We start from the raw sequence: 13,034 nt of genomic DNA, 5'->3' as shown, positions 1-13,034 counted from the left end.
TATAAAATAAAGGTACATTTGCAAAGATTTGGAGGGTGATATAATTGGATATCCATGTATTAACAAAAGACGAAGCAGAAATTTACTTAGAACTTCGCGTAGAAGGATTAAAGCAAAACCCTGAAGCATTCAGCTCTTCTTATGAAGATATTATTAATAAAGAGTGTGCGATTGAATATAAAGCACAAAAATTAGCACAAGATGAAAACTATACGCTAGGTGCATTTAAAGATGGAAAATTAATCGGGGTTGCAACACTGGAAACGAAACCATATGTAAAACAAGAACATAAAGCTAAAATCGGTTCTGTATATGTATCTCCAAAAGCACGTGGACTTGGAGCAGGAAAAGCACTTATTAAAGAATGTCTTGAGCTTGCTAAATCTTTAGAAGTAGAACAAGTTATGCTTGATGTTGTTGTTGGCAACGATGGAGCGAAAAAACTTTATGAATCATTAGGTTTTAAAACATTCGGTGTACAAGAACGTTCATTAAAATATAACGGACAATATTGGGACGAAGAGCATATGGTCTTATTCTTAGATGAAAATAAATAATAAAAAACATCCTCATGTTTGGAGGATGTTTTTTACTTTCTGGTAAACCATGCCGTGTGTAATAATTGAATCGCTTTCGCAATTTCTTCCTCTGATAATATCGCAAACCCAAGTAAAACTACACTCTCAGGCGCCGTACCGTCTTTATAGTACGTAGACACAGGATATATTTTGATACTATGTTTCGCAGCTTCTTGAATTAATTCTTCTTCCCGCATTCCGTTATGCACTTTTAATAAAATGTGTAATCCCGAATCTTCTCCTATCACTTCAACACGATTAGAGAAATACTTCTCTATTTCAAAAACAAGTCGATCTCTCTTCTTTCGGTAGACGACACGCATTTTATGAATATGTTTTTCCCAATAGCCTTCATTTAAAAATCTTCTAATCACTTCTTGGTCCATTCTTGAAACACTTTGTGTATAAAATAAATATTGCTGTTGATACTTTTTAATTAATTTCTTCGGCAACACCATATAGCTCATCCGTAGCGATGGCAATAATGCTTTAGATAGCGTCCCCATATAAATAACTTTCCCCTCTGTATCTAACCCTTGTAGCGCCGGTATAGGCTTTCCAGAATAGCGAAATTCACTATCATAATCATCTTCAATCATATACCTGCCCTCTTCTTTCTTTGCCCATTGTAAGAGCTGCATCCTTCTCGTAATAGGCATAATCATTCCATATGGAAACTGATGGGAAGGTGTAACAAATACAACATTCGCATTGCTATTTTCTAAATCTGCAATACAAATTCCATCTCTATCTAAAGATAACATTTGGACTCTTGCTTCTCCCTGTTCAAAAACAACCATCTTCCTATGATACCCTGGGTTTTCAACTGCATAATTGCTTCCCTTTAACAATTGAAACAATAGTTTCACTAATATTTGTGTTCCCGCTCCTAATACAATTTGACTAGCTGAACAACGCACACCTCTAGATTCATACAAATAATTCGTAATCTCTTCTCTTAAGCTCGCTTCCCCTTGAGGGTGTCCTAGAAAGAGAAGTTCGTTATTATGCGGCTGCCATACTTCATTTACAATTTTCCGATACATATTGAATGGAAAAGCATTTGTATCAATTCCTGTTTGTGTAAAGTCAAATTTATAACTCTTCTCCTGAAACGGTACTTCTTCTATTCTCTCTCCGCAATCCTCTACATGAACCATTTGCTCAATCTTGCATACAAAATAACCTTTTCTCGATATCGACTCAATATAACCTTCTGCAAGTAATTGTTCGTACGCTGCCTCTACTGTATTTTTACTTACTTGTAAATGTATCGCTAACTTTCGCTTAGCTGGTAATTTCGTAAAAGGTACAATCGATCCATCTTTAATTTCTTTTTTTATATACTCATACAATTGCACATATAATGCCTTTTTACTATTCACATTTAAATTAGGCGTTAATTCTAACATAATATCTGACCCCTTAATAAAACTAAAATCTGATACTTTTTACAGTACCAGAAGTTATATATAATTCCTTTTATCATGTCACACATAAAAAATCAAATACCGGAGAGGAGAAACATGATAATGAACAATGGTAGACGTATCGGACTTATTATGATTATTACAGGGGCTACATTATGGGGATTATCTGGTCCAATGATTCAGTGGCTATTTCAGCATACTAATGTATCCTCAATTGATTTTTTAACAATTCGCTTGTTGCTTGCAGGAATATTTATTTTGTCTTTCTTACTTACAAAGAAACAAAACATATTTCAAATTTGGAAACACCCTAGATATTCTATACAACTTATTATTTTCTCTATTCTCGGCATGCTCGGTGCACAATACGCCTTTATCAAAACGGTTCATATTAGTAACGCGGTCACAGCAACGCTATTTCAATTTCTAGGTCCTGTTCTTATTACCATGTATGTTGCATTTGAACAAAGAAAATTCCCTGCTTCTATGCAACTATTCGCAATTATAACTGCGCTAACAGGGACATACTTCATTATTACAAATGGCTCAATTGAAAATGTTGTTTTATCTAAAGAAGCTATTATTTTTGGACTATTAACAGCAATCGGATTTGCATTTTATACCCTCCATCCAGCTTCGCTTATTAAAGCATGCGGAACAACCATAGTAATTGGCTGGGGGATGTTAATCGGCGGCATCGCCCTGCTTATTTGTAATAGTTCGTTTGGATGGACTCAGCTTTCACAAACCTTTACACCAAAAACTTTTTCTATGCTTATTCTTATCATTATAAGCGGTACTCTTTCTTTCCTTCTTTATATCGGTAGTCTGAAATATTTAGCCGCAACAGAAACAAGCATTTTATCTAGCATTGAACCCCTTGTAGCTGCCATCGTTTCAATCACTTGGCTAAATGAATCTTTTGGAACATATCAATTATTAGGCGGCGTATGTATCGTTCTGTCCGTTATTTTTTTGACGATGCCTCAAAAAGAAACCGAACCAACCTATACAACGGAACAAATATAAGGTGAAACTTTAATCAGTGTGGGTTTGTTCATCCCCCCCACAGATTATTAACCTACACCAATCGGGCTTTTACGGGATAAAAAATGTCAAAAGAGGTCGTACAAAACTTACGACTTCTTTTTATAATTTAAAGGAATTGTCCCGCCTTCTAGCAAATACAATTACACTAACAATAAAAACTAGGAGTGTGGCACCATGAAAAAAATCGGAACTATGCTACTTCTCTCCTTCCTCATCACTGGATGCACACAAGCACAACCTGATTCAAAAGTACCTAAAACAGAAGCTGTCACAACATCATCCACTCAAGTGAACGCACCTTCCTTCTTTCACCTTAGTGTTTTAAAAGATGTAAATTGGGAAGAAGCACCCTCATTCATAGACGGAAAAATACCTTTAAAAGGCATCGAAAAAAAAATCGCAATGGCTGATAGTCCTATTATCGCAAATGAACAAAATGAAATAATGTGGTACTTTCTAGATTCTGAAATACCAACTGGAAAATTGTCTATTATTGCGCTAAAACAAGGATCTGTAACTCCAACACCAGTACTCTTTCAAAAAGAAACTTCCAAACAAACTTGGACTACTTCAAATACAATCGATTCTACTACAAGCGAACTCCCTCTCGCTATGTCACTACCTTCATCTGGATTATGGTTATTAAATATATATGTGAATGAAAAATATTATGATCAGTTTGTAATCACCGCTGAGTAAAGTGACAAAAATAAACCACTTTCTTACAACAATGTAATTTCTACGTCATGTACTTCGATAGTTGAATTATCTCTCTTCTCTTATACTTAAAGTAAGAAATGAAACGAGGAGAGATGAGAGATGAAAAAAATGATAGAAGTGATCGTAGCAGTAACTGAGGTTTTAGTAAATGGTAAACAAGTTGCAATGGAATTAAATAAATAGTGAAGAAACATAAATAATTCTACACTTCTTCATTATTTTGATTTCTTATCTCAAAAAAGCAGTGCCTTTTTAGGCACTGCTTTTAGCTATTAATAACTTGTTATTTTCGTAATTTGCGCCACGCCTGAATCAATAGCTGCTTTCGCTACTGCTTCTGCAACACTTGGAACAACTCTTTTATCTAATGGATTCGGGATTACATAATTCGCATTACGTTCTTCGTCCGTAATGATGTTAGCGATCCCATATGCTGCCGCTAATTTCATCTCTTCTGTAATATCAGTCGCGCGCACATCTAACGCACCGCGGAATATTCCGGGAAACGCCAATACATTATTTACTTGATTCGCATAATCCGAGCGCCCAGTTCCTACTACAGCTGCCCCAGCCTCTAATGCATCCTCAGGGAAGATTTCTGGAATTGGATTCGCCATTGCAAACACAATTGCTTTCTCATTCATCGTCTGTACAAGTTCTTTCGTTAATACGTTAGGAGCAGATACGCCAATAAAAATATCAGCTTGGTGAATCGCTTCTTTTAACGTTCCACGCACATGTTCACGATTTGTCTTTTTTGAAACTTCAATTTGCGCTTCGTTCATCCATGTTTCACCTTCACAAACAATACCTTCTAAGCTAACTAATGTAATGTACTTTGCACCAGCCTTTAATAATAATTTTCCAATTGCAATTCCTGCCGAACCCGCACCGTTAATAACGATTTTTACATTATCCATTTGTTTGCTAACAACTTTTAATGCATTAATAACAGCTGCTAAAACGACAATAGCTGTTCCATGTTGATCATCATGGAATATAGGAATATTCGTTTCTTCTTTTAATCGTTTTTCAATTTCAAAACAACGTGGTGCTGCAATATCTTCTAAATTAATCCCTGCAAATGTAGGCTCTAAATTTTTTACAAGGGTAACGATTTCATCTACATCCGTTGTGCCTAAACATAATGGGAAAGCATCTACATTCGCAAACTTCTTAAACAAAATACTTTTTCCTTCCATAACAGGCATAGCCGCTTTTGGTCCAATGTTTCCTAAACCAAGTACCGCTGTTCCATCTGAGACAACCGCCACCATATTACCACGTGCTGTATAGTCATACACCGTTTCTTCATCTGCCGCAATTGCTTTACAAGACTCAGCTACACCTGGTGTATACGTCAGGCTTAAATCATCCGCTGAATTTACCTCCACTTTACTTGTAATTTCAATTTTCCCTACTAACTCTTTATGCAATAACAATGATCTTTCATTAATTTGATTTGCTAACATACTTATAATCTCCCCTTAATTTGACAAGCTAGCTATATGAATATAGCTAGCTTGTTTAATCATGAAAACATCTTTAATAATATTGTCGCTGTTACAACCATTGCTGCCCCGCCTAAACGAGTAGAAATTTGCGCGAACGGCATTAATTCCATACGATTTGAAGCCGATAAAATAGCGACATCTCCAGTTCCACCTAAACCGCTATGACATCCAGTTACAATCGCTGATTCAACTGGATACATTTTCATCACTTTCCCTACAAGAAAACCTGATGCTACCATTGTAAGAACAACCGATGCACACACAACAACATATCCTACTGAAAGAACTGCTGCTACGTCTTTTAACGGAATATATAGCAATCCTAATCCAACCATTAAAGGCCAAGTTAAATTTTTTGAAATAAATTTATATAAATGGAATGCTCCTTGCTCCATTTTCGCTGGCATTAATTTAAAGTATTTCACAAGTGCTGCTGAGAAAATCATAATGATTGCCCCAGGAATACCGATGAACTTAGAAGCAAATCCTCCGAAGATGAAGAACGTGCACGCAATTAATAAACCTGCTCCCATTAATGAGAAGTCAATTGGCTTCTCTGTATTTTGTTCTTTTAATAATTCTGCTTGATTGTCCGTTTTCACTAATACACCGTTACCACTAAGCTCCGGTTTCTTCTCACCTAAACGCTTCATATACCCTGCACTTACAATTGCGAACATATTTCCAATAATAGCTGCTGGAATAAGCTGTGATACAAACGTTGCTGATGATTCATTTAAAATATCACTATAAGCTAGCGACAATGGTAAAATTCCTTCCCCGATACCACCACTCACAATTGGTACGATGATAAAGAAGAATGTCTGCTTCATTTCAAATCCAAATAGTGAACCGACCAATAATCCTACTGCTACAGAAGCTAACGTCCCTACTACTAAAGGAATAAACATACGAACGAAACCTTGTACTAACACTTTACGGTTCATTCCTAAAATACTTCCGACTACTAAACAAGAAATATATAGATATAAAAAGTTCGATTTTTTCATTAACATTGTCGCAGCTTCCATTGAAGCTGGATTCATCCAGTTAAAAAATACAAGTAATGATGGAATAAATAACGAAAGTATTGCTGGACCGCCGATATTTTTTAAAATTGGAATTCTCATCCCAATATCGCCTAAGAAAATCCCCATGATCATAATAACTGCAAATCCACCAATCATATCTGCTGGCAATTTATTATATACAGATGCCCCATAAATAATAGCAGCCAATACTACATATAACGGTAAAGGTATAACACCGATTTTTACATTCATAATTTTAGAAGCGAAAGATTCTCTTTGTACTTCATTTCCTTCAGAAAATGATACCGCTTCCACATTCTTTTGAATTCCCATATGGCACCCCCTCGTTTTCTTAATAACAATATTAAAACGCTTTCAATAGTAAAAATAGTTTTTGTAAGTTTTGTAATTGATTTTGTAATTAAAAAAAGTATAAGCGACTTATACTAAGTCGCTTATACGTAAAACTCTATTTTCTTTTGATCAACACATCTTAATTTACTTACAGGTCTTCCCACATGTTGGTACATCATTTCGTTTTCTAACACCCCAATGTCAGTCAAAAACATTACATATTTTCGAATAGAAACTCTTGAAATTCCAACTAATTGTGCCATTTCATCTGTTGTAAACACTCTTCCATTCAGCGACTCGATCTTCTGCCAAATTAATTGCAACGTTTGCTTCGTTAACCCTTTCGGAAGCTCTTTAGTGACAGTAGGCTCTCTTTTTTCTTTTTGTAAAATTAACGAATCTAATTCCGATTGACTAATTTTTTGTTGTTCTTTCATGAAAGTAAATTTTTCTCGATATATAGTTAATGCCTCTTTAAATCGTTCAAATGTAAATGGTTTAATTAAATAATCTACAACTCCATATTGTAATGCTTTTTTAATACTCCCCATATCATGTACAGCTGAAATCATCATTATATCGATTTCTTTTTCTTGGTTCCGGATATACATTAAAAGCTCAAACCCAGTCTCTTCAGGCATAAAAATATCAAGTAATACTAAATCCACTCGTGATGTCTCTAATACTTCTATCGCCGACTTTACTGAGTTAACTGCTTGAACAAGTTCAAACCCTCCTACTTGCTCTAAATAGTGCGTATTTAACATTGCTACCATCGGGTCATCTTCTACAATTAAAACTTTAATCATATTTGCCTCTCATCCCTACCTTTAGGTATTTCAATTGTTATCGTTGTTCCCTTTCCTACTAATGAATGCATATGAATTTCCCCATTTATTCGCTGTATACTTTCTTTTACAAGATACAAACCATAACCCCGGTTATCTCCCTTTGTGGAATAACCTTTCGTAAATAATTCCTCTATTTCTTTTTCTTGTATACCTTTTCCCGTATCTTGTACTGTAATAGTTAATATATCCCCATGTTGTATCTCAATTTCAACTTGCTTCTTTTCACAATTCGTCACTGCTTCTAATGCATTATCAATTAAATTTCCGACAATCGTAATAAGTTCATGAGTAATACTTTCATCATCTATTTCCGGCATATAAGAATCTTCACTTATAATTAATTTTATATTTTTCTCTCTAGCATAGCTGAGCTTACCTAGTAAAAAACCAGCAAATACTGGACTTTTTATTCTTTTCATAACTCCACCAAATTCATATTGATGCTCTGATACCATACCGCTTATATACTTCTGTAATTCTTCATACTGTTTCATATGTGTAAGCCCTAATACGACATGCATCTTATTCATAAACTCATGAGATTGTGCCCGTAATGCTTCTGCATATAGTCTAATACCAGTTAGTTCCTCTGCTAGTTTTCTAATCTCTGTTTTATCACGAAATGTTGCAATTGCACCCACTATTTCTCCTTTTACATATAAAGGAACTCGATTCGTCACAATCGTAATTCCATAAATATTTTGTTCTTCGTTTAATTGTACTTCTCCCGTTTGCAATACTTCTTTTATACGTGAATTTGGCATATACAACTCAACATCTTTACCGATAAAATTTTCTTCAAGTCCACTTTTTTTAAATAGACGTTTTGCTTCATTATTAATTAACGTTACTCTAGCCTCTTTATCTACAGCAATGATCCCCTCCTTTACAGATTGTAGCATCGTATTTCTTTCTTCAAGAATTTTTGCTATCCTGTGCGGCTCAAGACCGAATAAACTTTTCTTGATATGTCTAGCTAGCAATATTGCTCCTATAATTCCGACTAATACTCCAACTCCGACACCAATATAAATGATATGTCTACTTTCCTTAACTCTCTCTTTTACATTATCTGCTGAAATACCAACGGCCACTGCTCCAAGTTGTTCACCTGTTTCAGAAAATATTGGTACAAACACTCGCATGGAAATACCTAAAGTTCCTTCTGCTAACGATACATGTTCTTTTCCTTTCAATGCAGGCCCTTCGTCCCCACCAATGAAATGACGACCTATTTTTTGAGGATCTGGATGAGATTTTCTTATTCCATCCATGTCCATAACTACAATAAATTGAACACCTGTGTTTTTTAATATCCTATTTGTATACGTTTGGATTGCAGGAGTATCCGCTTTCCCAACCAAGCCATTGATTACAATTGAATCATTCGCCACAATGTGTGCAATTGTTTTTGCTTTCTCTGCTTGGCTATCCTCCGTCGCCCGTTCTACATTATGACTAATTAATATATCTGTCACAAGTAAAGAAAAAATTACAACTGTACAAACTAACAATGTAATCGTTTTCCACAAATTCCATAGTCTTTTTCTTTTTTTCATCCCGTTAATGACTCCCCTAATTGCTGAATAGAAAAATAAGTAAGGTGATATTATTTTCACCTTACTTATCTGCTGTTATTATACTTTAAATTTACTAGTCATCGCTTGTAGTTCTTCGGCCATCCCAGCTAAGTTTTGCGAAGCTGAACTAATTTCCTCCATTGAATTAACCTGTTCTTCTGTTGAAGCCGCAACACTTTGCATACTAGCTGTATTTTCTTCTGCAGCCGCTGCAATTTCATCAATAGCATTTGTCACTTCATTTGCATCTCCAGCAATTCTCTTCGTTGTTTCTACCATTTGATTAACTTGAGAAACAATATGTGTAGTAGAACTTAAAATTTCCGTAAAACTTACTTTCGTTTTTGTTACAACATCAAGGCCTTGTTGAACTTCTCCATTCACATTATCCATTGCCTTAACAGTATGTTCAATATCCGCCTTAATTTCTGCAATTAAATTTGCAATCTCTCCAGATGACTCTCCTGATTGCTCTGCTAATTTTCTAACCTCATCTGCTACAATAGCAAATCCTCGACCCTGTTCACCTGCTCTTGCTGCTTCAATAGCCGCATTTAAAGCTAATAAGTTCGTTTGAGTAGCTATGTTTTGAATTGCTTCAGAAATAGCTCCTACTTGCTTTGATTTCTCATCAAGAAGTTTAATAATAGCATCTGACTCGGATACCGACCTAGAAATAGACTGCATTTGTTTTGCAGTTTGTTCAACTAAATCTTCTCCCTCTTCAGCTCTTTCTCTCGCATGTAATGAGGAAATAGAAATTGACTCTGCGCTTCCGGTTACATCTTGAATTGCTGTATTTACTTGTTGTAATGTAGCCGCACCTTCTTCAACACCTTGACTTTGTGATTCAGCCCCACCTGATACTTGTTCCATTGCAATTGTAATTTGATCTGTCGCATCATTTGCTTGCTGTACGCTCGCTGTTAACTCCTCAGCCGATGCCGCGACATGTTCTGCTGAAAAGCTAATTTGGGTAATAACATCTTGTAAAGACGTAGACATTTCATTAAATGAAGTCCCTAATTTCCCTATGTCATCCTTAGAATGGATTGTAATTTTCTCTGTTAAATCTCCCTTACTAATTTTATATGCTGATTCAGCTATTTTTCGTAATGGCCCTGTAATAGACCTTGTAATGAAATAAATTAATACACTACCAAATGCAATAGCGATAGCAATAACAATTAAAGTCTTATAAAACACTGGACTGGCAGCTTGGGTAATTTCTTCATCGAACATAACTCCAACTACTTTCCAGCCGGTTTTTTCATTTGTTGCAAAGATTAAATTCTTTTTATCATCTTGTTCTGTATAAGACACATTTCCTTGTTTATCTTCATAAATTGGTTTAACCCAAGGATCAGTAACTTTCGCACCTGGTTTTCTAGATGGATGACTAACAATTTGCTTATTTTGATCTAAAATAACTGCATAACCTTTTTCACCAATGTTAATCATTTTGGAAATTTTTAAGATGTTATCTAAATTTAAGTTAATTCCTATAACACCTTTACCATCTTTTACTTCTTTCGCAATGGTCACTACCATATTTTTTGTAGATGCTGATTGATATGGTGCAGTAACAATTACTTTCCCTTTATTTTCATGTGCTTCTTTATACCAAGATCTATCTGTTGGATTATACCCATCAGCCATTTGGATAAATGGTTCTCTTATAAACTTTCCCGTCTGCGTTCCAATATAAATACCTTCTACTTCTGGATGAAGCTTTATATATTGTGCTAACTTCGTTCTCACTATCTCTTCTTGTCCATTTGGATATGTATCCTCTGTTAAGATGTCTGCAAAATACGTCGCATCAACAAATTTCTCTTCTATATTTTGAGAAATAACAGTATTTAAAACTGAAATATTCTCCTTTGCTTTATCTGTCATTTGATGTTCAAAATTTGTTTTGGCAGTTTGATATGAAACACCACCGATAATAATTCCTGGTATAGTTAAAATAATAAAAAATGAAATGATTAATTTTTTCTTGATACTCATACATTTAACCCAGTTAAATATTTTTTGCATAATAAGCCTCCTTTATGTAATGTGGATACTTGTGTCATTTTATACAATTAACATACATAAAACAATATATAATGATAACATGTAAATTTTTCGTCAATTATGCATTTTTCCATATTCACTCCTTAATAAGGATTTTAATCATAAAATAAGAGAACTTTAGCATTATATATACTAAAGTTCTCTTATTTCTCAACAGCTTCTACTCTAAAAAATTTCTCTTATAATCTTCAATCTCTATCCTTCGCCTTATAGTCATCTTACTAAAACTCTTCATCCTAATTTATTTGGAGCTCTTTACATAACTAATTGCCTGACTCCCCATTTGCACCCATGCCTGTTCAAAGCTTTCTCTCGGTACTTTTACATCTAAGCTATCCTCAAGTGGATCTCGAATATATATAGATTCCTGATCATACCCAATAAGTACAATACAATGTTCATTATACGTAATAGAAACATCTCCACTATTTGTTTCCCATGTAGTAAATTCATCTTCATCTAATGGTGCAAATGTTGCATTCGTAATCATGACTACCGGTTTCCCTGCTTTTACACTCTTATAAATCTCTTCTATATTCTTCCCAGTTAAGTCTACAGCTTTATTAGGTAAATATTTTTCTGCTAACTGAAAAAGTGGCCCATGATATACACCATATCCTGATTCAGAGAATGTATAAATATTACCTACAAATCCTTCATTTGGATTCCCGCGCACACCATCGTCTATAAAATCAACTTTTTTTATTTCATTTGCTAATGTCATCTTATCCACTGAAACACCAGCGTATTGTAACATCATTGCTAAACTTGTCACTTCACAGCCTCTATCCAATTCTGGTAACTGCTGAATTAATGGAACATTTGATAAGATGACTTTTTCATCGTTATTACTAAACTCCGTTTCTTTTCCTCTTTGTATATTTGAGAATGTAAACTTCTCTACATACTTTGGAATTCCATTTGTATATACACTCCATATTGCTGCACCTAGTAAAGCTGTACATATATACCACTTCAATTTTCTTATCACTTTCACGCCCTTATTAATTCGTTAAATAAGAATAAAATGCGTCAGCATCCGTTCTAATCATCGGTACAAAATTTAGTTCTTTTCCTTTTTCAGGCTGATCTTTTTTTATCTTTTCCGCTAACTCTTGAATATTCATATTCATTTTATCCATATTAAGCTCATCTGCCATTTGTAGCACCTTTTGTTCATTAATTTCTTTTAATATTTGATATATATCTTTACCGTACAAATCAATATGATATTTTTTTGCTTCTTCCTGTACTTTTTGTTCGTACACTTCTTGTGCTAACTCTTCAATTTCTTTTCCTTTTTGAGAAATGTCTAACTTTCCTGCTTCTTCTCTTACTTTCGTTCCGTAGATTTCTTCCGCGATGTCTTCAATTTCTTTTCCATCTGTAGAAATGCCTAATTTATCTGCTTCATCTTTAATTTTAATCGTATTAATTTGAGTAATTAAATCTACAATTGATGTATTCTCTATAGATATACCTAGCTTTAACGCTTCTTGCTTTACTTTTGTTTCATAGATTTCTTCTGACAGCATCCCAACATCTTTTCCTTCAATCGAAATACCTAACTGCTCTGCTTCCCTTCCTACTTCTGTTTCATGAATTTCTTTTTCTAATGTAATTTGTTCTTTTCCTTCCGTTTCAATACCTAGTTCCTCTGCTTTTTCTTCTGTATGCACTGCATGTATCTTACCATTGTTCAATTGTTCTTTACTGCGCTGCGTGTAATCTGTCTTTCCTTTTTGTGTTTCAGAAGGAGAGGCACCCCCTAATATGCTTAAACTCATTACTCCAATAGTGAATACCGTCATCATTTTCTTTTTCAAAATTAATTCCTCCCTCTTACA

11 protein-coding genes are annotated in these 13,034 nt (G+C 34.6%); 3 read left to right on the top strand and 8 right to left on the bottom strand.

Going from position 1 to position 13,034, the window contains the following annotated elements; translation table 11 throughout:
• Window positions 1-44 precede the first annotated feature (44 nt).
• Window positions 45-557: a GNAT family N-acetyltransferase gene (locus tag DOS87_RS03080; RefSeq protein WP_000351212.1), complete on the top strand. Its 513-nt coding sequence runs from the start codon at window positions 45-47 to the stop codon at window positions 555-557.
• Between the two features lie 32 nt (window positions 558-589).
• Here the strand turns inward: DOS87_RS03080 and DOS87_RS03075 are convergent, their stop codons facing one another.
• Window positions 590-1,990, bottom strand: coding sequence for a MocR-like pyridoxine biosynthesis transcription factor PdxR (locus DOS87_RS03075; protein ID WP_000891922.1), 1,401 nt, complete (start codon window positions 1,988-1,990; stop codon window positions 590-592).
• 120 nt (window positions 1,991-2,110) lie between these two features.
• Between DOS87_RS03075 and DOS87_RS03070 the strand changes: the two genes are divergently transcribed.
• Window positions 2,111-3,037, top strand: a complete 927-nt coding sequence (locus DOS87_RS03070) for a DMT family transporter (RefSeq protein ID WP_001059062.1) — start codon at window positions 2,111-2,113, stop codon at window positions 3,035-3,037.
• 195 nt (window positions 3,038-3,232) lie between these two features.
• On the top strand, window positions 3,233-3,757 hold the full coding sequence (locus DOS87_RS03065) for a DUF4871 domain-containing protein (protein WP_000719685.1): 525 nt from the start codon (window positions 3,233-3,235) through the stop codon (window positions 3,755-3,757).
• A gap of 293 nt (window positions 3,758-4,050) precedes the next feature.
• Here the strand turns inward: DOS87_RS03065 and DOS87_RS03060 are convergent, their stop codons facing one another.
• From DOS87_RS03060 to DOS87_RS03030, 7 genes are all read right to left on the bottom strand, one after another.
• Complete coding sequence (locus tag DOS87_RS03060) at window positions 4,051-5,250, bottom strand: NAD(P)-dependent malic enzyme (RefSeq protein WP_000880775.1); 1,200 nt, start codon at window positions 5,248-5,250, stop codon at window positions 4,051-4,053.
• Window positions 5,251-5,309: 59 nt separating this feature from the next.
• Window positions 5,310-6,656 carry a 2-hydroxycarboxylate transporter family protein gene (locus tag DOS87_RS03055; protein WP_000512725.1) on the bottom strand — a complete coding sequence of 449 codons (1,347 nt, stop codon included), beginning with the start codon at window positions 6,654-6,656 and terminating at the stop codon, window positions 5,310-5,312.
• A 122-nt stretch (window positions 6,657-6,778) separates the two neighbouring features.
• Window positions 6,779-7,486 carry a response regulator gene (locus DOS87_RS03050; protein ID WP_000598691.1) on the bottom strand — a complete coding sequence of 236 codons (708 nt, stop codon included), beginning with the start codon at window positions 7,484-7,486 and terminating at the stop codon, window positions 6,779-6,781.
• A complete protein-coding gene (locus DOS87_RS03045) occupies window positions 7,483-9,087 on the bottom strand; it encodes a sensor histidine kinase (protein WP_208730202.1) in 1,605 nt (534 codons plus the stop codon). The genes DOS87_RS03050 and DOS87_RS03045 overlap by 4 nt, the downstream gene beginning before the upstream one ends.
• A 78-nt stretch (window positions 9,088-9,165) precedes the next feature.
• Window positions 9,166-11,007 (bottom strand): methyl-accepting chemotaxis protein, encoded by a 1,842-nt coding sequence (locus DOS87_RS03040; protein WP_151616925.1) that lies wholly within the window; start codon window positions 11,005-11,007, stop codon window positions 9,166-9,168.
• Window positions 11,008-11,428: 421 nt separating this feature from the next.
• Window positions 11,429-12,184 carry a C39 family peptidase gene (locus DOS87_RS03035; RefSeq protein WP_098578096.1) on the bottom strand — a complete coding sequence of 252 codons (756 nt, stop codon included), beginning with the start codon at window positions 12,182-12,184 and terminating at the stop codon, window positions 11,429-11,431.
• Between the two features lie 7 nt (window positions 12,185-12,191).
• Complete coding sequence (locus DOS87_RS03030; protein WP_000728579.1) at window positions 12,192-13,013, bottom strand: hypothetical protein; 822 nt, start codon at window positions 13,011-13,013, stop codon at window positions 12,192-12,194.
• Window positions 13,014-13,034: the final 21 nt, after the last annotated feature.

Source organism: Bacillus sp. CR71 (assembly GCF_003429245.1).
In the GTDB taxonomy this organism is placed as follows: domain Bacteria; phylum Bacillota; class Bacilli; order Bacillales; family Bacillaceae_G; genus Bacillus_A; species Bacillus_A thuringiensis_S.
This window is presented reverse-complemented; position numbering and strand designations above follow the sequence as displayed.

Bases quoted from the DNA above. Each gene is read 5' to 3' on its own strand.
- DOS87_RS03060 (WP_000880775.1), bottom strand. From the start codon at position 5,250: ATGTTAGCAAATCAAATTAATGAAAGATCATTGTTATTGCATAAAGAG.
- DOS87_RS03050 (WP_000598691.1), bottom strand. From the start codon at position 7,486: ATGATTAAAGTTTTAATTGTAGAAGATGACCCGATGGTAGCAATGTTA.
- DOS87_RS03040 (WP_151616925.1), bottom strand. From the start codon at position 11,007: ATGACAGATAAAGCAAAGGAGAATATTTCAGTTTTAAATACTGTTATT.
- DOS87_RS03055 (WP_000512725.1), bottom strand. From the start codon at position 6,656: ATGGGAATTCAAAAGAATGTGGAAGCGGTATCATTTTCTGAAGGAAAT.
- DOS87_RS03075 (WP_000891922.1), bottom strand. From the start codon at position 1,990: ATGTTAGAATTAACGCCTAATTTAAATGTGAATAGTAAAAAGGCATTA.
- DOS87_RS03070 (WP_001059062.1), top strand. From the start codon at position 2,111: ATGAACAATGGTAGACGTATCGGACTTATTATGATTATTACAGGGGCT.
- DOS87_RS03045 (WP_208730202.1), bottom strand. From the start codon at position 9,087: ATGAAAAAAAGAAAAAGACTATGGAATTTGTGGAAAACGATTACATTG.
- DOS87_RS03065 (WP_000719685.1), top strand. From the start codon at position 3,233: ATGAAAAAAATCGGAACTATGCTACTTCTCTCCTTCCTCATCACTGGA.